Origin of the sequence: Paraniabella hibiscisoli (assembly GCF_022512515.1) — a bacterium.
Lineage (GTDB): Bacteria > Bacteroidota > Bacteroidia > Chitinophagales > Chitinophagaceae > Niabella > Niabella hibiscisoli.
This window is the reverse complement of sequence record NZ_JAKWBK010000001.1, coordinates 494,586-515,475: the sequence shown is the minus strand read 5'-3', so window position 1 is coordinate 515,475 and position 20,890 is coordinate 494,586. Positions and strand designations below refer to the sequence as shown.

The window sequence follows — 20,890 nt, the reverse complement described above, 5'->3', positions numbered from 1 at the left end:
TTATGAAATAGGTCAAAATAAAAATGCGCTGATTTAAAGCGCATTTTTATAGTTCAAATTGCTCTGTTATTGTAAGGGAGTCTTTGAAAAGATATGATACCCGCCCGGGGCCAGCGTACCGTTGTAGCTGTTTCCTGCCAGTGTAACAGTGCTGTTGTTGGCCGCATCATACCAGGTGCCTGCAGCTCCCATGTCTATGGATGCGGTTTGATTAGTTACATCAAAGTTACCCACCACTACTACCGTATTGGCACCTTCTGTTAATTTGATGTATTTCACCGCACCTGCCAGGCTGGAAACAATGTTGTTAGATCTGAAAATGCTATTGTTCTTCTTTAGCGCGATCAACCGGGCAAAGGCATTTTTCAAAGCCAGCCTTGCTGCCTGCTTATTATAGTCCCATAAAAGCGGCTTCTCGCCGGTACGCCCGTTATGATCAATGGATATATCATATCCCAGCTCGCCAAACTGCCAGATCATTTTGGGGCCTGGCATGGCCAATAGAAATGCTGCACATAATTCCTGTCTTTTTAATGCGGTATTCAGATCCTTTACATTGTAGCTTCCTGCGGCATTACCATATTGCAGGTTTTTGTACATCATGCGTTCCTCATCATGACTTTCCATATAACTTACCAGACCATCAGCCTGTGCAAATCCATGTGTTGTATAGATACCACGGTTCAGGTTGGAGTTATTCAGCCATCCCATGCTTGCTTCCATGAAAGTATGGTTCAGGTTATTCCAAAGCATCATGCCTTCTGCTGCGAGCAGCCGCTCTTCCTCATCGCTGCATAGATGTTCCAGTATAACATAGGCATTAGGATCGATGGACCTGATATAGTTATTGTAATCTTTTAAAATAGCGATACGGCTGTCGTCTTTCGCACTCATGGCTCCATCATCTGATGTTATTTTTTGGGTGAAGCCTTTGGTAAAATCAAACCGGTAGCCATCTATTTTATATTCCTGCATCCAGAACCTGAGCACGTCTTTTACAAAACTTCGCGTAGCCGGGCTTTCATGATTAAAGTCGTTGCCAAATTTTATAGCGCTATGTGGTGCTACAGGATTAAACCAGGGATTGTTGGCGGCAGGCCTGTTATTCGCAGCATCCCAATACAGTTGCACTATAGGCGATTGCCCCTCTGCATGATTAAAAACAACATCGAGTATCACCGCAATACCTTTCGCGTGGCAGGCATCTATAAAAGCCTGCAGCATTGGTTTGCTACCATAGTATTTATCTAATGCAAAGTAAAATGAAGGATTGTAACCCCAGCTATTATTACCTTCAAATTCATTTACAGGTAACAATTCAATGGCATTCACGCCTAATTGACTTAAATAGTTAACAGTGTCCTTTAGTGTCTGGTAGTTATTAGCGCCCAGGTAATCACGCAGAAGCAACTCGTAAATCACCAGGTCGTTTTTTGCAGGTCTGGTAATAACGGGTGTCGTCCAGTTATACAATGGCTGGCTGGCCTTCATAGTGCTGACGATGCCAGTTGTTTTGCCAGTAGGGTAGGTGCCGAAGTTAGCATAGTTTGCTACCGGAATGTATGGGTCATTCCCCGGGTCCAGCACTTTTTCGGTATAGGGGTCCGCAATTTTAAGTGTCCCGTCTACCCAAAACTGGTAAGCATATTCTGTATTAGGATTAAGTCCGTCCAATTGTACCCACCAGGTATTACCGTCAGCGGTGCGTTTCATGTAGCTGGCGGTAGTTGCCGTCCAGTTATTAAAATCTCCGATCGCATATACATAGTTTTTCTGCGGAGCATATAAGGCCAGTACAGCAGAACTGCCATTATTTAAAAACGTCACACCATTGGGCCTGGCACCTGTTGGTAAAGCTGCGGTGGTGACAGCGCCTCCCGCGGTTAGCTTAAATGATTCTTGTACAGAACCATTAGCGATTATTTTTACGACCTGTTCTCCTACAGTAGTAATGGTTGCTTTGCCGGTAATTTGCGTAGCATTTGTTGCACTGGCAAACTCTATATCATTTAAGGTAAGCCTTAAGCCCGATGGCTGAGAAGCAACGCCGCTTATTTCAATTTGTTGACCCACAGTAGCTACTGTAGTAGCAGGGATTGGTATTAAAGCGGGATCCAGTTCGGGACGTAAAAACCGAACATTTAAAGCACTGTTGTAAACGGGAAGATAGATGTCGCTTCCATCGGTATTACGGCCTGTAATACTGGCATCTGAATTTTTAAAAACCATGGCTATTTTTAGTATTTGCTCGCCCAGGGGCACACCAAAATATGTTTGCGGTGTGATAGTAATAGAGTAGCTGCCGTTTGCTTGGCGGCTCATCCGGGAGGATGGGTCTGCCGTGTTGAAATCGCTTTTCACATATTTCCAACTGCCGTTACTGCTATTGGTAACAACGCCCCAGTGAATATATATATCCCCGGTAATGCTCTTCAATGCTGCGTTTCCTTTGGCCGGATTAAAGTTAATGGTGACTGGTTCGTTTGCAGCCGGAAAGTTTTTATCAGTGGTAATCAAACCCATTTGTACGATGGGTGTGGTAACCGGCGGCTCCGGTTGAGATGGTTCGTCCGGGTTTGTTTTTTACATCCCAGGGTGATCACGAAAAGGAGTATAGGTAATAGAAATCGTTTCATATATACGTTTTGCGTCTAAAAACCATTAATCAGATGACACCGGTAACAGAATGTGGCAAGACAATACAGGCAACGGTGTATTAATGTGTATTTAATACACAAATGTAGCGGAAGTTTTTAAATAGCGGATTGTTTTTCCCGGCAGGAAAAGAATTTTTGCAATGTTTGCCTTATTAGGAAAATTATATTAGGTTTGTGTATATAGAACACATTGTAAAAGCCATGACGAGTAACCCCCTTCTAAAAAGTGCAGCAGCAGAGAAAAGTAGTCACCTGGAGTATTTCAATATTGCGGTGTCGGTAGACTGTGTGATTTTCGGTTACGAAGATAAGGAGTTGAAGGTACTGTTAATACAGTCAGACCTGGAAGAGTTTTCAGGCTTGTATTCTTTATTGGGCGACCTGGTAAAACCAGATGAGGATCTGGACGCCGCCTCTTACCGGGTGCTGAAAGACCGTACCGGTTTGGATGATGTGTTTTTACAGCAGGTACATACATTTGGAAGTGTGAATCGTCACCCCTCTGGCCGGGTAGTAAGTACCGCTTATTATTCCCTGGTAGATATAAATAGCCACAAGTTAAACATCGACAGCAATGATTTACATTGGCATGCTGTTAAGGGCATTAAAAAGCTGGCTTTTGACCATAAACAGATCATCGATACCTGTATCAAAATGCTAAGGGAGCAGATCATGGAACACCCTGTTGTACATAACCTGTTACCCGAAAAGTTCTCCTTCGCGCTTTACAGGAATTATATGAAGCCATTTTAGGAACACCGTTAGATCGTAGAAACTTCAGGAAGAAGATTGCTCTAAAAAGCTGGTTATCAGAACTAGATGAGTTGGAAGAAGATGTCACGCATCGTCCCGGAAAGCTCCATAAATTTAAAACTAAGGCAGCCAAAGCTTCGGTTTCCCGGAAAAGCTAAAAAATATTTTTACTATGTGTACTTAATACACATAGTTCCATTACCTTTGCTTTCGTATCGAAAATCTATTGTGTACCTGATACACATAATTGTTTGGGAAAATAACATTGTTTGTCTATGTTTATGAAAAGATTGTTTGTCATAACAGCCACTATGCTGTTGTTGATGGTAGCGTCTACCACGTTTGCTCAAAAGACAATTTCGGGGAAAGTAACTGACTCAAAGGATGGTCAGGGAATTTCCGGAGCAAGTGTCCAGATTGTGGGAACATCCAATGGAACCGTAAGTGCCCAGGATGGTTCGTTCACGCTATCTAACGTAGCTGCCGGCCAGTCTTTATCTGCCTCAGGCGTTGGTTACGAAACTAAAATTGTGGACATCGGGGACTCTAGCTTTCTCCAGATCGTGTTAACTGCTACTACGCAGGAGATGAATGAAGTAGTAGTCATCGGCTATGGTACTCAAAGAAAAAGGGAGGTTACTGGGGCTATTTCTAAAGTTAGCGGGGATAAGCTCAATACTATTGTAGCACCAAGTTTTGAAGCGGCGCTACAAGGTAAGGCCCCGGGTGTACAGGTAATGCAGGGAAATGGTTTGGCAGGCTCAGGATCAGTGATCCGGATACGGGGTGTGGGATCGGTAACAGCCGGTGGCGATCCCTTGTACGTTGTAGATGGGATTCCAATTGGCTCTGACCAGTTTTTGCGGCAGGACAACAGGAGTGGGATGAACCAGAATCCTTTAGCATCTATTAACCCCGCCGATATAGAGTCTATAGAGGTGTTGAAAGATGCCGGTGCAACCGGTATATACGGTTCGCGTGGTGCCAATGGTGTTATACTAATTACTACTAAACGTGGTAAGTCTGGTAAGCCTGCCTTTAATTATTCCACCAGGTTGGGGGCATCTACTTATACAAGAAAACCAAGCTTTGTAAGTACTGCAGAATGGTTGCAGTTGCGCCAGGAAGGTTGGGTAAATGATGGTAATACAGGATACGCTGATATTCCGGGCGGGTTTACCTATGAAAGTGCTGCTAAGAATAATACAGATTGGTGGGATTTACTGACACAGACCGGCTTTATCAATGAGCATAATCTTAGCATGAGCCAGGGTACCAAAAAATTTAAAACTTTTGCCAACCTCTCTTATAGCAATAATGAAGGGTATATTAAGAGTAATGCTTACGAAAGGTTAAGTGCAAGATTGAATATTGATTATAATATCCTGAGCAACCTGAAACTGTCATTAACTTCCGGATGGAACAGGGGCGTTAACAAACGGGTACCTGCAGCCTGGGATGGTGGTATTGGCGATGCAATGAGCGGAGCGCTACCATTTTTTTCGGTTTATAATGAAGACGGAAGCTATTTTACGAACGGGGCAAATCCTATGCGCCGCATGTTGGAGACAAAGAGGCGAGAAATTGATAACAGGTTTATAGGAGGGTTATCGTTGGAATATCAGCCGATAAAAAACCTGTTTATTAGAGCGAATGGCTCAGTAGAATATACAACAGCTATTGATGATGTATACGAGTCCAATATCTGGATCAATCAAGCTAACCCTGATTCAGGATATGCTAAACGTTTTCCTTATTGGGGCACCAATAAAAATGGCAATGTAACGGTAAATTATTTGAAGAATATAGGTAGCGATCACAAATTTAATTTCCTTGCTGGGGTTGAGGCGCAAGAATATATAAGAGAAAATTATTTATTTGAAATAGGGAGTTTACCAGTGCGCCTTACCTAGGAAATGCTTCTTTATATCGTAAGCGCAGGGACCAGATTATCCAGGAGAGAGAATCTCAGACCCCTCCTCAGGCTACCACCAAAGAGGCGGAGGCTTATACATTTAACAGTGTTTTTGCAAGAATTAATTATTCATTAAAAGATCGCTATTTATTTCAACTGACAGGCAGGGTTGATGGCTCGTCCAAATTTGGTACCAATAACAAGCATGGCTTTTTCCCGGCTGCTTCGGGCGCCTGGGTATTGAGCCAGGAAGATTTTATGAAAGATGTTAGCGCCATTAACTTCTTAAAACTAAGAGCCAGCTGGGGTATAGTGGGTAATGCGAGTATTGGTTCAGGCGCTTATTATGATAACTACCAGGTTGGCGGAACCCCTTATAATGGCAATCCAACATTATATTTAAATAATTTAGGTAATCCTGATTTGAAATGGGAGCAAATGCAAAACGTAGACCTGGGCTTAGAGTATGCGTTGTTCTCCAATCGGATTACGGGCGAATTAGCTTTTTACAGAAAGGTTACTACCTCTACCATTATGAGCCCTGGTATCTCGCCTTCTGTAGGGGTACCCGATATTCCAAGAAATCTGTTCGATAGCAAGGTATTAAATGAAGGTTTTGAATTTAGTATTGACTACAAAATTATCAATAAGGCTGACCTTAAATGGTCGGTGGGTGGTAATATCGCGAAAAACCACAATGAAGTTTTAAACTGGGAGTTGGGACCAGATGCCGTAAGCGGCGGCACAAACGATACCCGTGTTGTAAAAGGATTGCCTATTGGTGTTAACTACCTGGTGCGGTATTACGGGGTTGATGCTACTGATGGCTTACCTATATGGTTAGATAAAAATGGAAATCAGACAAAAACATTCTCCTTAGATCATCGGGTATTTGCTGGTAGCGTAATGCCAGATTATATTGGTGGTTTTAACACGGCACTACAGTACAAAGGGTTTGATTTATCAACCTTGTTTACATACGTAATTGGCGGTAATGTTTATGACAATTCAGGGAAATATCAATTTTTAGGAACATCAAAAAGAACTGGAATTTCAGAACAGACTTTTTAGATAGATGGACACAACCTGGCGATGATGCAAAATATCCGCGACTAACCTATGATGCTGCTAAATACCCTGGCGTACCCAGTGAGGACCAATTTAACTCAACTATGTTTCTATATGATGCCAGCTATTTAAGATTAAGAGAGCTGACCCTTGGTTACAATTTGCCCGCCAATACGTTAAAGAAAATTGGTTTTAGAACATTAAAAGTTTACGTATCCGGTTCTAATTTATTAACGTTTACCAAGTACCCGGGAGGCGATCCGGAAATAACACGTGATTTTGACAATCCACAAGACAGGAACCTAAGTCCTAATGTTACTTATTTAACGGCTCCCAATCAAAAAACATTTGTATTTGGGCTCAACCTGGGATTTTAATTTTTGTAAACCCGATTAACTTATTTGTATGAATAAAAATAGATTTATTACCATTTTAATACTGGCTATAGTTGTAGGGACTATATCATGTAGTAAATTTTTGGAGCGGCCACCCGAAGGACAGATGACAGAAGCCGAGGCATTAAAAAGCGAGTCAGATATTATAGCGTTTGCAAATGGGGTGTACACTTTATTATCTGATAATGTTTTTTAGGAGGGCGGCATCAGGTAATGAACGAATTGTTGGGCGATGAATACCTGGGAGATTTCTTTACCGGTGATTACTCCGAGGTGTATAAAAGACAAAACTCCATTTTTGGTGGCACCCGCGATGATTATTATAAAAAAGCCTATGCCGTTGTTACCAGGAGTAATATTATTTTAAGTAAGCTGAACCTGGCTACAACACAGCGGAATTTAGTAGAAGGTGAAGCAAAACTATTCAGGGCTATAGGACATTTTGAAATGGTAAGAATGTTTGCACAGCCCTGGGGCTATACACCTGATAATTCGCATTTAGGCATTCCGTTGAGAACAACAGTTGATATTAATCCGGTACAACGGTCAACAGTAGCTGATGTATATGCACAGGTTATTACAGATTTAAAAGATGCGGAAAGCTTATTGCCGGATGTGGCAGCAGATGGTACTTTTTATACTGCCACCAAATGGGCGGCCAAAGCCTACCTGGCTAAAGTGTATTTTCAGCAGAATCATTTTCCTGATGCATTTAGTGCTGCTAATGATGTAATTACAAGTCAGAAATTTAGCCTGGACACCAATTATACCAATCGTTTTTCAAAAGGATTAAGTAAGGAGGGTATTCTGGTGATCAGGGATTCCATAGGCGCTTTCACACCAGGCGGCGGGTTAAGAGATAATTTCCGGTCAGATATTAGTATTCCAGGGTTTAGATTTACTACCCAGTATTACACGGTAGCCAACGCGAGGTCGGTTGATAAAAGAAAAGTATGGTACAGCAATACTTTGCAGCCAGGATATAATGTATTAACCAAATACAATAAAAACAATTTCGATCTGCCATTGGTACACCTAACAGAAATCAAATTGATCAGGGCTGAAGCAGGCGCTGAATCGGGTGGCGCTAACCTGGCTACTGCTATTACAGATATCAACGATATCCTTACCCGGGCCTATGGTTCTACAACCTTTAACTTACCCGCTACAGCAAGCGCTGCGTCAGTTATCACGAATGCCCGAACAGAGCGTGAATTTGAAATGGTTGGTGAAGGAAACAGAGCCCAGGAAATAAAGAGAATTGGGGCGCGCTCGGGTCAGAATATAGATAGGCGCGGATCCGTGTGGAGCTGCAATGGCTTTGTTTTACAGTTTCCTAAAGCAGAGTATGATGCCAATCAATCCTTCCAGTTAAATCCTGAAGGAGGATGTTTCTAATTGTTTACGTGAAGACTAAAAAACATACGATGAAAAATTTTTTAATTCTATCGATTGCTTTAATAACCGTACTGGTTTTTTCCTGCCGGCCCGACACAAGCGGTATTGTAGGTGAAGAAAGGAGCATACTTAGTTCCTTATCAGGTACCTGGAAATTAACAAAAGTTACCCAAACCGATGAAGATGCGAAACGCAAAGGCTTTCCTTATCAAACGATGGACCTGACTACTTTATTTCCTTACAGCGACTTTCAGCTTACATTAAATGCGGCTAATGGAGCTCCTGCTGATTTTATAACTACTCCGGGTAGTTCACCTAAAATAATCAACCTTACCACCGGTAGCTGGAAGGTGGATGACCCGGCTTTTCCTAAAGATATTACATTCACCAGCGGAAGCACAGATGAGATAGTAATATTAGGCGGTTATCCTGTTGCCGGTTCAGAGAAATTAGTGTTAAGAAAGGAGAAAAAGACGGATCAGGTAAGGTACAGATTTCTTATAACTATGAATTTACTAAACAATAAAATAACTGAAAGAATGAAAAAAGTATTTACATTATTGGCAGGTATTTTTATTAGTGTGTTCTCATTTGGGCAGGTTACTATTTCTCCTTCGTCTTTTACTGCCGAAGATGAAATTACCGTTACTGTTGATGTCTCAAATCCGGACATTGGCAAAACATTAATTGGCGCAACTGAAGCATATCTATGGATCTTTTCTAATCCTGATATTGGTGGTGGAAAAGATGGGATTACTAACGGGGCCTGGAGCAGTTCGTCAGACGGAGCAAAAGTTACCAGCTTAGGCAATAACAAATGGCAGTTTAAATTTATAGCAACTGCTATGTTTGGTCAATCCCCGGGAGAGCTAAAGACGTTTGGTTTTCTTTTAAAAAGTAAAGATGGATCTAAACAAACAGGAGATTTTAAGCCTTTTACTTTTGATCCGCTGGTATTTGTACCTACTATGTTGAGGATTTTTCCTGCCAAAGCAGATGTCGATGACGTTATAACACTAAATTTCGACAGAACTTACGCAGTAACGGTGGATGAGCAAAGAATGACACCGGTAAGTGCTACCGTAACCATATTTGATGATGCGGGTAACCAGGTCGGGCAGCCGTTAACGATCAATGCTAAAAAGGTGAATGAAACCACCTGGAGTGCTGCGATGATTCCTACCCGTTCTTTTACAGCTCCGGCAGGAAAAAGCTCGCCAAATTCAAATATAAATTTAATGGTACTGTTTTAGGCACTACGGGCGCATCACAAAATGTGTCCAGCTCGGAAACAGAAATAATTTTTACTTCTTTAAAATAAGAATAGTTGAAGCGTCGCAGCTGGCAACATAGACAAGGCGCTTCATTCAGGCCATATAAAAAAATAAAAATATTCTGATGAAAACATTGCTTTATATATTACCATTATTTACGCTGGTGTTGGGGAGCTGTAAGAAAACAGAGTTTAGTGACATGACAGCCAAAGGAGAAGGCTTGGTAGGTTTTACGCTGAAAAGTCCGGGTACAGGTACCAAGCTGGCTTTAAACGCAGCCACTCCCGGTACTGCGATCACTTTTAGCTGGAACGAATCTAAGCCGGGGCTTCATAAATCACCCACTTATACTTTAGTGGCTGTAGCAAGAACGAATGATGCGGCCAACTTCGATATACCGTTGATACAGTTTGATGCAGGGGCTAATACTTCTGTTGCTTTAACCGCAAAACAAATAGATGACGCACTGAAAGCAAAAGGTATTGCCGATGGTGCCGTATCTGAATTACTATGGTCAGTAAAAGCAACTAATGGCGACGTAACTATTGTTGCGCAAAACCAGTTTTTTATTGATATTACCCGCATGAAAGATGGCGCTTCTCCTTTTTACTTATTAGGACCTGCATCGTCAAGCTCTTCTATAGAGCTGTCTCCCTCCTCTACCACAGACTTATTGAAGTTTAACTGGACAAAGTCTAACCCTGCAAGTGGCGGTGGGGCAATAAAATACAAAGTTTTATTTGCAAAAGCAGATGGTAGTTCTTTATTCTCTGTTAATTCTAATACAGCAGGAGCCGATACTTTGCTTTCTATCAGTCATAAGCAATTTAATGACTCTCTTGTAAAATATGGGTATGGCGATTTTAGCGTAAATCCATTGTTGAAGTGGACCGTCATGGCAATATCTGGTACCTGGAGCCAGGTGTCTGAATATACAAATGATTTTTCCGTAAGCCGATTGATCAAATATGTTTATCCGCAGGCATTAAATGTAGCGGGCAACTTCCAGGGATGGTCGCCCGCCACTGCGCCGCAGCTGGTTGCAATGACACCGGTAGGAGGACCTTATTCAGAATATGCGGGATTTATAGACTTTGACAACAATACTCCTGAATTTAAAATAGTGAAAGGTAATGATTGGAATGCCGGTGATTATGGAATGGTAGATGCTACCACCATTGGAAACGGCAGTAACTTTAGCCTGGCGTCAGGAGGTGTTTATCTTTTTAAAGTGAACACAACCGCAATGAGCTGGTCAGCTACTAAAATCAATAGCTTTGGCCTGATCGGTGATGCTACGGGCTCATGGGATGTAGATAAGGATATGACTTATGATGCTGCTACCCAAAAATGGTCCATTACCCTGACTTTAGGTACGGGTGCTATTAAGTTCCGTGCTAATGATGGCTGGGACCTGAACCTGGGCGATGACGGACCAGATGGCATGCTGGAGTTGAATGGTGCCAATATTTCAATTACTTCAGCCGGTACGTACACGGTTACTTTAAGCGTAAATAATGGTGGGAACTGGAGGTATTCGTTAATAAAGAACTAGGTGCTTTATTTTACCAGCAAAAATATTATTGAAAATCAATTATTTGCAAAGGTGCTATAAAAAATAGCGCCTTTTTTTGTTCCTTTCTTGCAATATACTGCCTACTTTTGCACTCCCAATTCCGATTTGGTTCGGAAGGGGTCGGGGATAGCCCGGTTTTTTATAACAAATAGAATTTAAAAAAATGAGCAAACAACATTTCACCACGAAGCATGCGAACGAGGCTACTGTGCAGCGTAACTGGTACGTTGTAGACGGTACTAATCAAACCGTAGGTCGTATGTGTTCCCGTATTGCCGCTATTTTACGCGGTAAACACAAGGCGTCTTACACTCCACACGTTGACACAGGCGATTATATCATCGTTACCAACTGTGAGAAAGTTAAATTAAGCGGTAAAAAATGGATCAGAAAGTATATGATACTTTCAGTGGGTATCAAGTGGCCGTAAAGAAGAAGTGGCCAGCGATTTACAAAAACGTCGTCCTGAAGTAATTATTGAAAGAGCGGTAAAAGGCATGTTACCTAAAAACCGTTTAGGTCGTAAAATGTACAAAAAATTATTTGTATATGCAGGTGGTAACCATCCTCACACTGCACAACAACCTAAAGAACTTAAATTTTAATTAGTACAAAGTATTTAGGTCCTAGTATTTAGATGCGAATCCAACAATGTCTAATATCTAATTACTAATTACTAACTACTAAAATCTTCAAATAAATGGAAAAGCAAAAAAATGCAGTTGGTCGCCGTAAAGAAGCAGTTACCCGGATTTTCATCAGCAGGGGTACTGGTGCTATCACTGTAAACGATAAAGATTATAAAAATTATTTTTCACTGGTATACCTTCAAAACCAGGTTGAGCGTCCTTTAAAAACAATCGAAGCGGCAGATAAATTTGATGTTAAAATCAATGCTGCAGGTGGTGGTGTTAAAGGCCAGGCTGAAGCTGCAATGCTGGGTATTGCCCGTGCGTTGGTAGATATTAACGCTGAATACCGCCCTGCTTTAAAAGCTGCCGGTTTACTGAAACGTGATCCACGTTCTGTTGAGCGTAAGAAATTTGGTCATAAAAAAGCAAGAAAGAGCTACCAGTTCTCTAAACGTTAATTTGTTTAAATGTTTAAAGTTTAAGGTTAGCATCCTTAGGCAAACTTTAAACTTTTTACTTCAAACTTTAAACTTATACTTTAAATGGAAAATAATAATACATCATTACAACAGCAGCTTCTGGAAGCGGGTGTACATTTCGGTCACTTAAAAAAGAAATGGAACCTAAAATGTTACCTTACATTTTTGCTGAGAAAAAAGGTATCCATATCATCGATTTGAACAAAACTGTTGAGTGCCTGCAGGAAACTGCAGCTGCAATGAAACAAATTGCACGCAGCGGTAAAAAATATTGTTTGTTGGTACAAAAAAACAAGCAAAAGATATCGTTACAGAATGCGCACAGAAAGTAGGCATGCCTTATGTTACTGAGCGTTGGTTGGGCGGTATGTTAACTAACTTCAACACAGTTCGTAAGAGTGTAAAGAAAATGCAGAGCATCGAAAAAATGCTGGCTGACGGTTCTTTCGATAGCATTACAAAAAAGAGCGTCTTACTTTAACCCGCGATAAAGATAAAATGGAGAAAGTATTAGGTGGTATCGCTCAACTGGGCCGTGTACCTGCTGCTTTATTCATTGTTGATATCGGTCATGAGCATATCGCATTAGCAGAATCAAAACGCCTTGGTGTAAGCACTTTTGGTGTAGTAGATACTAACTGCGATCCTAATAAAGTTGATTTTGCAATTCCAGCAAATGACGATGCTACAAAATCTATCGCGATCGTAGTAAATTATATTACTGCTGCGATCGAAGAAGGCCTGGCTGAAAGACAAGCTGCTAAAGATGATGATGTAGAAGATAATTTCTCTGATGAGAACGAAAAGCAAGCTGCGAAAATACAGGCTGAAGCTGAAGCTGAAGCTGGTCGTGGACGTGGTGGACGCGGTGGCGGACAAGGTCAGGGACAAGGCGGTCAGCGCAGAAGAAGCACTGGCGGCGGTGGCGGCGCGAGAAGCGGAGCTCCAAGAAGATAATTCGTATTGAGTTAATAGTTCATGGTTGATAGTTCATTGCTATGGACCGTGAACTATGAACTTTTTTATTGTCAACAGTTGACGGCATTTCGATAGCAACCAATGAAGTGTACGCTCTGATGGCTTAATAATAAAATAAGATTACATTAAAACGTTTTCGGTTTATGTTTGAAACCTTAAAACATGCAACCTTGAACTTTAAACAAAAAATATGTCTACAGTAACAATTACAGCACAAGATATTAATAAGCTGCGCCAGGCTACCGGTGCGGGTATGTTAGATTGCCGTAAAGCACTTACAGAAACAAATGGTGATTTTGAAGCGGCTATCGACTGGTTGCGTAAGCAAGGTCAGAAAGTGGCTGCAAAACGTAGCGACCGTGAAGCTAAAGAAGGTGTGGTAATCGCACAAACTACGGCTGATAACAAAACCGGTATCGTTGTATGCGTAAGCTGCGAAACTGACTTCGTTTCTAAAAATGAAGATTTCATCGCATTCGTAAAAAGTATCGCTGATGCGGCTATCGAAAATAACGTAAATTCTGCTGAAGAATTAAACGAAGCTTCTGTAAACGGAACTAAAATTGCAGAATTGATCAATGATAAATTAGCTGCAATCGGTGAAAAAATCGGTATCACTAAGTTTGAAAAGGTAACGGCTCCTTATGTGGCTTCTTACATTCATGGTGCTAACCGTATCGGTGTATTGGTTGCTTTAGATAAAGAAGCAGCTGAAGCTGGTAAAGATGTAGCAATGCAGGTTGCGGCATTAAGCCCTGTTGCAGTAGATGCTGACAGTGTTCCTGCTGATGTAGTAGCCCGTGAGAAAGCGGTTATCATGGATATCATGAAAGAAGATCCTAAAATGGCTGGCAAACCTGAAGAAATGATCTCTAAGATCGCTGAAGGTAAATTAGGTGCATTCTTTAAAGAACAAACTTTAACTGCACAGGCTTTCGTAAAAGATGGTAGCAAATCTGTTGGCGACTACCTGAAAGAAAACGGTGTAAAAGTTTTAGAGTTCAAAAGAGTAGCTTTAGGTTAATAAAAACCTTAAGGATATATTTGATAAGCGCTTCAGTAATGAGGCGCTTTTTTATGCTTAGAAGCCTGACCGAAATCAGCCCCATTGTAGTATCAATTCATCTAACTCATCACTAAGCGATTTTGTTGGCATTGCAACTCCGGCTCTCCGGTACCAGTAACCTGCATTCCAGTCATCGCCTTCTACTCGATGTAAATGCGCATGTAAATGGTCGAAATCTTTTGAACCTTCATGCGCCTGCGCTATATTATGCGCGGCGTCCCAATCGCCTTTGGCAGCATGCCAAATACCTTTTTGAAGGTCAGAAAAATGGGATGGTGGCTCAGTGTTGTTTAATGTGTTTTTTAAATCTTCGATTGTCATAGTTTGTTATTTAATACTGTAGGCTTTCTTTTCGTAGAACCTATTTTTTATTACATAGGTATGTAACCTTTACTCTGAAGAAAGCGCATAGCATCCGCCCAAGGCGGAACATAGCTTCCATAAGCGAAAACCTATATGATTGTAAATTTGCTTTATTATAAGACCCATTTATTTATATCGTGAGAAAGCCTCAGTCTAGTGCCCTGAAAGATTTGAACAAGTTAGACAATAATTTTAAACCAGTCAACTGATCAGCCAGTCAACTTTTCAACTAATTAACTGATCAACCTCACTTGCATTATAAGGTGGACAAGCTCCTTTCTGCGAAGCAACAAAAGCGCCCAATTTGCAGGCAAAATCCAGAGAGGATTCAGGCGCATTATTTTGTTGGATATGCTTTGACAGGAATCCAGCAAGAAAAGCATCTCCACTACCAATGGTGTCGGCAACGGTTACTTTGTAGCCATTATGGTAGTAGAATGCATTATTGTAGTAAAGTGCTGCACCATTTGCACCCCTGGTTATAATAATTGTGGGAATTGAAAACTGATCGCTCAGGAAAATTACCTGTTTTTCAAAGTCCGGCTCGTTAATATACCAACCTGCTATCATAGCGAGTTCATGGTCGTTGAGCTTTAAAATATCGGCCTGTTGAAAAAGATGTTCTAAAGTGTCTCTTTCAAAATGAGGGGGACGAAGATTAATGTCAATCACTTTTGTCTGAGCGACATGGAGCAGCTGATACAACGTGTTTCTGGAAAGCTCACTCCTGGCGGCCAGGCTGCCGCAAACAAAATAGGAAGCCTGTGAAACTTTATCAAGCAGTTGTTCTGTTGCATCGATAAAATCCCAGGCAACCGGCTGTACAATATCGTACTCCATTTCATTGCCCTTCTGTGTGGCAATTACGGTGCCGGTAGCATGTTGCTCATCTGTTTGCACTAAGGAAACATCTACTTTATGCTGCTGTAAAAAATCAAACAAACCCTGGCCGTTTTCGTCCTTTCCTATTTTAGAAATAATGGCTGCTGCTTGTCCTAACTGGTTTAAATGGTAACAAACATTCATCGGAGCCCCACCCGGAACTTTTTCCTGCGGTAATATATCCCAAAGAATTTCGCCAAAGCAAATCGTATTCATGTATCTAATTTAGCCATTAAGTAATAAAGTACAGTAGGGGTAGAGCCGACCCGTCTGGCCGGACTTTATAATGTTTTGTTTCAGGATGTTATTGAGTCTGAAAGCGGTTAGTAAGCCATCCGTCTATCAGCTTCAGATCTTCAGCGCTGATCGTTATATGTAATGCCCTTGAATTCTCTTCGGCCTGTTGGGCGTTGCGCGCGCCTGCCAATGCTGTTGCACAGATGGCTGATGGTAGGTCCATGCTAACACCAGCTGTGCAATAGTAGCGTTATATTTTGTTGCCAGATCTGCCAGGTGGTCGGTCAGCGTTTTTACTGCTGCGAAGTCAAATTTTTAAAATAGCTATTTCGATGATCATCTGCCGACAAAGCTGACATATTCTCGTATTTGCCGGTTAAAAGTCCGCGCTCCATTGGGCTATAGGCAATAATCGACAGATCGTTCTTTAATGCATAAGGTACTACTTCTGCTTCAATATCACGTTTCAACATGCTATAGGGAACCTGGTTGCTTGCCAGCTTCACCGTTTTTTCTGCTTCTTCCAATTGCGCCGCATTATAATTACATACGCCAACAGCTCTTACTTTACCATCCTGCAATAGCTTTTCCATTGCCTTCATCGTTTCATCTATGGGTGTAGTAGTGTCGGGCCAGTGGAGTTGGATCAGGTCAATATAATCTGTTTGCAATCTTTTAAGGCTAAGCTCTACGTCACTGATCGTGCGTTCATACCCGCCATAGCGATATATTTTCTTTAGGTCGCCTTCGTTATTTTTACCTTCAAAGGCAAAGTCTCCTTTTTCAATATCCCACACCATGCCGAATTTAGTGAGTATTTCTATTTTACTTCGATCATAATTCTTAATGGCCTTACCAACCAGTTCCTCGCTATACCCAAAGCCATAAATAGGTGCCGTGTCTATAGATGTAACACCATTGTCTATGTAGGCCTGTATAGCAGCAATAGAATCTTTTTCCTCGTTACCTCCCCACATAAAGCCTCCTATAGCCCATGCGCCCATCGTTATGGGTGTAACCGAAATATCACTGTTGCCTAATTTCCTTTTCATCTTTTAAGTATTTTAAATGTTTATATTGAATAACCCGTTAATCAACAGCTACTCTGCTAAAATGCTCAACAACCTTGCCGGTATATAACCAACTGCTGAACCGGGCATTGGAGCATTCGGGTCGGGCATCAATTTTAATCTTAACCAATAAACAATGAATGCCGATATCTGGTTGGCGCTTCATTCTAAAACTTTTAAATGATAAACTTATAAACTTTTTAACTGTTTCCTATCTTCGCCGGGCAATTTTGAACAATTAACTAAAAAATAAAAAAGATGCAGCCTAAATACAAAAGGATTCTGTTAAAACTTTCCGGAGAGTCTTTAATGGGAAATAAGAATTTCGGTATGGATGCGGATGTAATTACGCAGTATGCCAAGGAAATTAAGTCTGTTGTTGATTTGGGTGTGCAGGTGGCCATTGTAATAGGCGGCGGTAATATTTATCGTGGAATGAATGAAGCTCAAACCGGTATTGAGCGTGCACATGGCGACTATATGGGAATGCTGGCTACAGTAATCAATGGAATGGCTTTACAGGCCGGACTTGAAAAAGCAGGTATGTTTACCCGCTTGCAAAGCGCCATTAATATGGAGCAGATTGCGGAGCCTTATATTCGTCGCAGGGCAATCAGGCATCTGGAGAAAGACCGGGTGGTGATTTTTGGCGCGGGTACAGGCAACCCTTATTTTACAACAGATACAGCTGGCTCTTTAAGAGCTATAGAAATACAGGCAGATGTGATTTTGAAAGGAACGCGTGTAGATGGCGTGTATACAGCAGATCCCGAGAAAGATCCTACTGCTACCCGTTATAAAACAGTTACCTACCAGGAGTGTTTAACAAATAACCTCCGTATTATGGATATGACAGCCTTTACCCTTTGCATGGAGAATAACCTGCCTATCATTGTTTTTGATATGAACAGTCCAGGCAATCTTGCCAGGGTGGCTTTGGGCGAAGATGTAGGTACATTGATCAGCTGATGATGGACGCCTGATCAGTGATAATAATCAGGTTGATTAAGGAGGATGGTCATTGCTGTTGCTGAAGTGGTATACGACCTTTGATCCTGCTCAATCATTTCATGATTTTAAATCTTTTGTTATGTCTATTGCAGATATCCGTACACAGTACTCCTTAAAAAGCTTGCTGGAAACCGATGCGCTTCCCGATGCGATCGACCAGTTTCAACAATGGTGGAAGGAAGCCGTTCATGCTGAGTTGACCGAAGTAAACGCAATGACCCTTGCTACTGCATCTGCTGACGGTTTACCGGATGCCCGGATTGTGTTGCTGAAAGATTTTTCTCCAAAAGGGTTTACTTTTTCACGAATTACGAAAGCCGTAAAGGGCAGGAGCTGGCTCAAAACCCTAGGGCCTGCCTGGTATTCTTCTGGAAAGAACTGGAACGCCAGGTAAGGATCACAGGTTCTGTTGCCATGGTCTCAAAAGAAGACAGCGAAACCTATTTTTCTCAAGGCCGGTGGGCAGCCAGCTGGGCGCCTGGGCCTCACCGCAAAGCAGCGTGTTGCCCGACAGAAAATTTCTTGTTGAGCGGCTTAGTAGCTTACAATCAGAAGCTGATGCCGGTAAACCCATTGAAAAGCCCGAATACTGGGGCGGTTATATTGTTCAGCCTCATACTATTGAGTTTTGGCAGGGTAGGCCCAATCGCCTGCACGACCGGTTACTTTATACCATCCAAAACGATGGAACCTGGAAAATAGAAAGGCTGGCGCCTTGATGGTGGGGCTGGTTAATAGGTTAACTGGTTGATAAGATGACAAGTTTATAGGTTTATAAGTACCGTACGATCAAACGTAGTGCAGTTGTGTAGGATGAAGTGCAATGCTTCGGTGTGAACAATGTCTTCTCGTATGATATATACCCTATGGTTCCATCATCTCTGGTATTATGTCTTTTGAAGATGTTTATGCGCAGCGCCATGCTAAAGAGAGTAATATTTTAAGTTGTAAGATCGAATATCATTTTTATAGATAATCCTGTTTAACTGTAAGCCAGTCAACTGTTCAACTACCAATAAAATTCCCGATCTCGTAAAAGAAAATTCCCGATACGGCATATAATAGTTAATGACAAATGCAAATTTTGTGTTTTAAAAACTATTTTATATGGCCTGTGATTTTCAGTCTCTCTATTATGGCGAAGAAGGTTACGTAGTGCGCTGCAAGCAGTGTGGTCACTACCAGGTAGCTTTTATTTCAACGATGCTTACTTTAAATGAAGCCGATTTTTACATCTTTTGTAAACAGGTAAAATACAAGGCTTTGCAATCTTATTCCAATGTAAACCAGGATTCAAAGATCATTATGATCGCCACTCCCTCGCAGGATGTGCACCTGATATTAACGCCCGGTGAATTGACCCGGCTTTACAAAACGCTGGAAGAGGCTGATAGTGAGATCAAAACCCAGGAGTTACTTTGTTTGTTTAAATAAAAAAACAGGAACCGAAAGGTTCCTGTTATATAATTTTTTCGCCCTAAAGTATCAAATTACTTAGCTGCTTCTTCTTTCTTGGCAGCTAATTTTTGCTTTACCTCAGGAGAAATTGCAGGGCGGCTTTTGCCGTATGACCCTTTAAAACGTTTTCCCTTTGCGGTTTTTTTATCGCCTCTTCCCATAATTAAAAATTTTTGCAAACGTACAAAAAAATGGCTATATCGGCCATAAAAAATGCCCCGGCGTTAGCAAGGGCATTATTGAGTTTGATTTACTTCTTTTAGATTTTAGAAGAAAGCTCTTTACCTGCTTTAAAACGAGCCACTTTTTTAGCTTTAATTTTAATAACAGCGCCTGTTTGAGGGTTACGTCCGTTACGTGCAGCTCTCTTAGTAACAGAAAAAGTACCAAAGCCAACCAAAGTTACTTTGTCGCCTTTTTCAGGGTTTTTGTTACTGCCTCTGTGAAAGAGTCTATAGCGGCATTTGCCTGAGTTTTAGTGATACCCGCATCTTTAGCAAGCTTTTCAATCAATTCTGCTTTGTTCATAGTTGATATTTTAATGAGTTTTAATTGCCAACAAATTTAGAAGCTTTTCATTCATACCAACAAAATATTTTGTTATAATTATGCTTTTGTTAATCCGCTACAATGCAGGTGTGGCAAGGATTTGCGCAATATTTAATCAGTGGCCAGGTGGTTGACAATAAAAGTGCCTTTTGCTGAAAGCCGCTACAGTAAAGGGTTTTAGGCTTATTTCGCTGAAATGCAGACTAGTAAAGGGTTGTAGACTAATATACATTTTTTTTGAATCGGCCAACAGCAAATAAAATCTTATGCACATTCAATTCACAACCTCCATAATGGTACGAAATGCTATAAACTGATCGCCCCATTTGTTGAGGCTTTCCTGGCGCAGGCCGGTTGAAAAATCGGATAAATAACGTTCATAATCAGCTTCACTGGCAGCATGATACTGAACTGCATAAGTGGGACCTTCTTCATCATCCACACCTTTTAACCTTAGTAAAACTGCTTTCAGAAAGCATCCTGTAGCCAAAACAGCGGGTATATGGTGCGTTTTCATCCACGCCAGCCACTCGCTATGTATATGGTGCGACACTTTATTGGTGATATTGTATATAAGAGCGGTATTGAGTTCCATTATGCCTCGAGTTTAACGTAAATAGGACAATGGTCGCTGTGCTTCACATCAGGAAATATTTCAGCGTCGGAAACCTTGTTTTTAAGCGGATCAGTAACCGTAATATAATCAATGCGCCAACCCTTGTTATTTAATCGTACGCTGGGGAAACGCTGACTCCACCAACTGTACCTATGAGCGGCATCAGGGTGAATGAGGCGAAAGGTATCGTTAAATCCCTCCGTAACAAATTTGTCCATCCATGCTCTTTCTTCCGGCAGAAAACCGGATGATTTTTTATTCCCCTTGGGATCGTGTATATCTATTTCCTTATGAGCGATGTTGTAGTCGCCACAAAGAATAAGTTTGGGATGCGTTCTTTTAAGATCGTTCAGGTAAACAAAGAATTCATCAAGCCACATGTACTTAAAGGCTTGCCTGAGATCTCCGCTAGTGCCCGAAGGAAAGTAAGCATTAATAACGCGGGTATCGCCAAAGTCCAGCTGTATAACGCGGCCTTCTTCATCGCTTACCTGGTGCCTGTGCCATACACAA

The 20,890-nt window shown here is 41.5% G+C and carries 24 protein-coding genes and 4 pseudogenes; 18 read left to right on the top strand and 10 right to left on the bottom strand.

Features of this window, described 5'->3' with window-relative positions; genetic code table 11:
• Positions 1-66: 66 nt before the first annotated feature.
• Positions 67-2,523 carry a DUF4961 domain-containing protein gene (locus tag MKP07_RS03265; protein ID WP_240844988.1) on the bottom strand — a complete coding sequence of 819 codons (2,457 nt, stop codon included), beginning with the start codon at positions 2,521-2,523 and terminating at the stop codon, positions 67-69.
• A 308-nt stretch (positions 2,524-2,831) separates the two neighbouring features.
• Between MKP07_RS03265 and MKP07_RS03260 the strand changes: the two genes are divergently transcribed.
• From MKP07_RS03260 to tsf, 14 genes and pseudogenes are all read left to right on the top strand, one after another.
• Positions 2,832-3,410 carry an NUDIX domain-containing protein gene (locus MKP07_RS03260; protein ID WP_240844987.1) on the top strand — a complete coding sequence of 193 codons (579 nt, stop codon included), beginning with the start codon at positions 2,832-2,834 and terminating at the stop codon, positions 3,408-3,410.
• Positions 3,404-3,568 (top strand): NrtR DNA-binding winged helix domain-containing protein, encoded by a 165-nt coding sequence (locus MKP07_RS42050; RefSeq protein ID WP_394803621.1) that lies wholly within the window; start codon positions 3,404-3,406, stop codon positions 3,566-3,568. Before MKP07_RS03260 ends, MKP07_RS42050 begins: the two co-directional genes overlap by 7 nt.
• 123 nt (positions 3,569-3,691) lie before the next feature.
• On the top strand, positions 3,692-5,323 hold the full coding sequence (locus tag MKP07_RS03255) for a SusC/RagA family TonB-linked outer membrane protein (protein WP_240844986.1): 1,632 nt from the start codon (positions 3,692-3,694) through the stop codon (positions 5,321-5,323).
• A gap of 20 nt (positions 5,324-5,343) precedes the next feature.
• A pseudogene (locus MKP07_RS03250) lies at positions 5,344-6,396 on the top strand (TonB-dependent receptor domain-containing protein); the annotation flags it as partial.
• Positions 6,397-6,497: 101 nt separating this feature from the next.
• Positions 6,498-6,770: a hypothetical protein gene (locus MKP07_RS03245; RefSeq protein ID WP_240844985.1), complete on the top strand. Its 273-nt coding sequence runs from the start codon at positions 6,498-6,500 to the stop codon at positions 6,768-6,770.
• 28 nt (positions 6,771-6,798) lie between these two features.
• Entirely contained in the window at positions 6,799-6,984 is a 186-nt protein-coding gene (locus MKP07_RS03240; protein WP_240844984.1) for a hypothetical protein, read from the top strand.
• 17 nt (positions 6,985-7,001) lie between these two features.
• Positions 7,002-8,186, top strand: coding sequence for a RagB/SusD family nutrient uptake outer membrane protein (locus tag MKP07_RS03235; protein WP_240844983.1), 1,185 nt, complete (start codon positions 7,002-7,004; stop codon positions 8,184-8,186).
• Between the two features lie 29 nt (positions 8,187-8,215).
• Positions 8,216-9,439, top strand: a complete 1,224-nt coding sequence (locus tag MKP07_RS03230) for a DUF5004 domain-containing protein (RefSeq protein WP_240844982.1) — start codon at positions 8,216-8,218, stop codon at positions 9,437-9,439.
• 145 nt (positions 9,440-9,584) lie between these two features.
• A complete protein-coding gene (locus tag MKP07_RS03225; protein ID WP_240844981.1) occupies positions 9,585-11,015 on the top strand; it encodes a SusE domain-containing protein in 1,431 nt (476 codons plus the stop codon).
• Positions 11,016-11,199: 184 nt separating this feature from the next.
• A complete protein-coding gene (rplM, locus tag MKP07_RS43590; protein ID WP_317235762.1) occupies positions 11,200-11,466 on the top strand; it encodes a 50S ribosomal protein L13 in 267 nt (88 codons plus the stop codon).
• Positions 11,467-11,473: 7 nt separating this feature from the next.
• Positions 11,474-11,641, top strand: coding sequence for an uL13 family ribosomal protein (locus tag MKP07_RS43585; protein WP_317235761.1), 168 nt, complete (start codon positions 11,474-11,476; stop codon positions 11,639-11,641).
• A gap of 95 nt (positions 11,642-11,736) precedes the next feature.
• Positions 11,737-12,126 carry a 30S ribosomal protein S9 gene (gene rpsI / locus MKP07_RS03215; protein WP_240844980.1) on the top strand — a complete coding sequence of 130 codons (390 nt, stop codon included), beginning with the start codon at positions 11,737-11,739 and terminating at the stop codon, positions 12,124-12,126.
• 158 nt (positions 12,127-12,284) lie between these two features.
• A pseudogene (rpsB, locus tag MKP07_RS42040) lies at positions 12,285-13,104 on the top strand (30S ribosomal protein S2).
• A gap of 211 nt (positions 13,105-13,315) precedes the next feature.
• Positions 13,316-14,149 (top strand): translation elongation factor Ts, encoded by an 834-nt coding sequence (gene tsf, locus MKP07_RS03205; protein WP_240844979.1) that lies wholly within the window; start codon positions 13,316-13,318, stop codon positions 14,147-14,149.
• Positions 14,150-14,224: 75 nt separating this feature from the next.
• On the opposite strand, the gene MKP07_RS03200 is transcribed toward tsf, so the two are convergent.
• The 5 genes from MKP07_RS03200 to MKP07_RS03180 form a co-directional block, all read right to left on the bottom strand.
• Positions 14,225-14,512 carry a hypothetical protein gene (locus MKP07_RS03200; RefSeq protein ID WP_240844978.1) on the bottom strand — a complete coding sequence of 96 codons (288 nt, stop codon included), beginning with the start codon at positions 14,510-14,512 and terminating at the stop codon, positions 14,225-14,227.
• A gap of 267 nt (positions 14,513-14,779) precedes the next feature.
• Positions 14,780-15,652 (bottom strand): carbohydrate kinase family protein, encoded by an 873-nt coding sequence (locus MKP07_RS03195; RefSeq protein ID WP_240844977.1) that lies wholly within the window; start codon positions 15,650-15,652, stop codon positions 14,780-14,782.
• A gap of 88 nt (positions 15,653-15,740) precedes the next feature.
• Entirely contained in the window at positions 15,741-15,896 is a 156-nt protein-coding gene (locus MKP07_RS03190) for a hypothetical protein (protein WP_240844976.1), read from the bottom strand.
• Positions 15,897-15,966: 70 nt separating this feature from the next.
• Positions 15,967-16,725, bottom strand: coding sequence for an aldo/keto reductase (locus MKP07_RS03185; RefSeq protein ID WP_240844975.1), 759 nt, complete (start codon positions 16,723-16,725; stop codon positions 15,967-15,969).
• Positions 16,726-16,762: 37 nt separating this feature from the next.
• Positions 16,763-16,909, bottom strand: coding sequence for a hypothetical protein (locus tag MKP07_RS03180; protein ID WP_240844974.1), 147 nt, complete (start codon positions 16,907-16,909; stop codon positions 16,763-16,765).
• Positions 16,910-17,001: 92 nt separating this feature from the next.
• Here MKP07_RS03180 and pyrH point away from each other — a divergent pair, with 92 nt between their 5' ends.
• The 4 genes and pseudogenes from pyrH to MKP07_RS03155 all read left to right on the top strand — a co-directional run bounded on the left by pyrH (position 17,002) and on the right by MKP07_RS03155 (position 19,188).
• Positions 17,002-17,712, top strand: coding sequence for a UMP kinase (gene pyrH, locus MKP07_RS03175; RefSeq protein ID WP_240844973.1), 711 nt, complete (start codon positions 17,002-17,004; stop codon positions 17,710-17,712).
• Positions 17,713-18,087: 375 nt separating this feature from the next.
• Positions 18,088-18,159 (top strand): annotated as a pseudogene (locus tag MKP07_RS42035) (pyridoxamine 5'-phosphate oxidase); the annotation flags it as partial.
• 53 nt (positions 18,160-18,212) lie between these two features.
• Positions 18,213-18,473 (top strand): pyridoxine 5'-phosphate oxidase C-terminal domain-containing protein, encoded by a 261-nt coding sequence (locus tag MKP07_RS03160; protein ID WP_240844972.1) that lies wholly within the window; start codon positions 18,213-18,215, stop codon positions 18,471-18,473.
• Positions 18,474-18,861: 388 nt separating this feature from the next.
• The gene (locus tag MKP07_RS03155; RefSeq protein ID WP_240844971.1) at positions 18,862-19,188 is read left to right on the top strand and encodes a DUF6686 family protein; all 327 of its coding nucleotides are present in this window, start codon (positions 18,862-18,864) and stop codon (positions 19,186-19,188) included.
• Positions 19,189-19,244: 56 nt separating this feature from the next.
• Here the strand turns inward: MKP07_RS03155 and MKP07_RS03150 are convergent, their stop codons facing one another.
• The 4 genes and pseudogenes from MKP07_RS03150 to MKP07_RS03135 all read right to left on the bottom strand — a co-directional run bounded on the left by MKP07_RS03150 (position 19,245) and on the right by MKP07_RS03135 (position 20,814).
• Entirely contained in the window at positions 19,245-19,391 is a 147-nt protein-coding gene (locus MKP07_RS03150) for a 30S ribosomal protein THX (protein ID WP_240844970.1), read from the bottom strand.
• Between the two features lie 80 nt (positions 19,392-19,471).
• Positions 19,472-19,740, bottom strand: a pseudogene (locus tag MKP07_RS03145) (HU family DNA-binding protein).
• Positions 19,741-20,035: 295 nt separating this feature from the next.
• On the bottom strand, positions 20,036-20,356 hold the full coding sequence (locus MKP07_RS03140) for a DUF4286 family protein (protein ID WP_240844969.1): 321 nt from the start codon (positions 20,354-20,356) through the stop codon (positions 20,036-20,038).
• On the bottom strand, positions 20,356-20,814 hold the full coding sequence (locus MKP07_RS03135; RefSeq protein ID WP_240850627.1) for an exodeoxyribonuclease III: 459 nt from the start codon (positions 20,812-20,814) through the stop codon (positions 20,356-20,358). The genes MKP07_RS03140 and MKP07_RS03135 overlap by 1 nt, the downstream gene beginning before the upstream one ends.
• Between the last annotated feature and the right edge of the window lie 76 nt (positions 20,815-20,890).

Bases quoted from the DNA above. Each gene is read 5' to 3' on its own strand.
- MKP07_RS03265 (WP_240844988.1), bottom strand. From the start codon at position 2,523: ATGGGTTTGATTACCACTGATAAAAACTTTCCGGCTGCAAACGAACCA.
- MKP07_RS03255 (WP_240844986.1), top strand. From the start codon at position 3,692: ATGAAAAGATTGTTTGTCATAACAGCCACTATGCTGTTGTTGATGGTA.
- MKP07_RS03245 (WP_240844985.1), top strand. From the start codon at position 6,498: ATGTTTCTATATGATGCCAGCTATTTAAGATTAAGAGAGCTGACCCTT.
- MKP07_RS03240 (WP_240844984.1), top strand. From the start codon at position 6,799: ATGAATAAAAATAGATTTATTACCATTTTAATACTGGCTATAGTTGTA.
- MKP07_RS03235 (WP_240844983.1), top strand. From the start codon at position 7,002: ATGAACGAATTGTTGGGCGATGAATACCTGGGAGATTTCTTTACCGGT.
- MKP07_RS03230 (WP_240844982.1), top strand. From the start codon at position 8,216: ATGAAAAATTTTTTAATTCTATCGATTGCTTTAATAACCGTACTGGTT.
- MKP07_RS03225 (WP_240844981.1), top strand. From the start codon at position 9,585: ATGAAAACATTGCTTTATATATTACCATTATTTACGCTGGTGTTGGGG.
- rplM (WP_317235762.1), top strand. From the start codon at position 11,200: ATGAGCAAACAACATTTCACCACGAAGCATGCGAACGAGGCTACTGTG.
- rpsI (WP_240844980.1), top strand. From the start codon at position 11,737: ATGGAAAAGCAAAAAAATGCAGTTGGTCGCCGTAAAGAAGCAGTTACC.
- tsf (WP_240844979.1), top strand. From the start codon at position 13,316: ATGTCTACAGTAACAATTACAGCACAAGATATTAATAAGCTGCGCCAG.
- MKP07_RS03200 (WP_240844978.1), bottom strand. From the start codon at position 14,512: ATGACAATCGAAGATTTAAAAAACACATTAAACAACACTGAGCCACCA.
- MKP07_RS03195 (WP_240844977.1), bottom strand. From the start codon at position 15,652: ATGAATACGATTTGCTTTGGCGAAATTCTTTGGGATATATTACCGCAG.
- MKP07_RS03190 (WP_240844976.1), bottom strand. From the start codon at position 15,896: ATGGACCTACCATCAGCCATCTGTGCAACAGCATTGGCAGGCGCGCGC.
- MKP07_RS03185 (WP_240844975.1), bottom strand. From the start codon at position 16,725: ATGAAAAGGAAATTAGGCAACAGTGATATTTCGGTTACACCCATAACG.
- MKP07_RS03180 (WP_240844974.1), bottom strand. From the start codon at position 16,909: ATGAAGCGCCAACCAGATATCGGCATTCATTGTTTATTGGTTAAGATT.
- pyrH (WP_240844973.1), top strand. From the start codon at position 17,002: ATGCAGCCTAAATACAAAAGGATTCTGTTAAAACTTTCCGGAGAGTCT.
- MKP07_RS03155 (WP_240844971.1), top strand. From the start codon at position 18,862: ATGGCCTGTGATTTTCAGTCTCTCTATTATGGCGAAGAAGGTTACGTA.
- MKP07_RS03140 (WP_240844969.1), bottom strand. From the start codon at position 20,356: ATGGAACTCAATACCGCTCTTATATACAATATCACCAATAAAGTGTCG.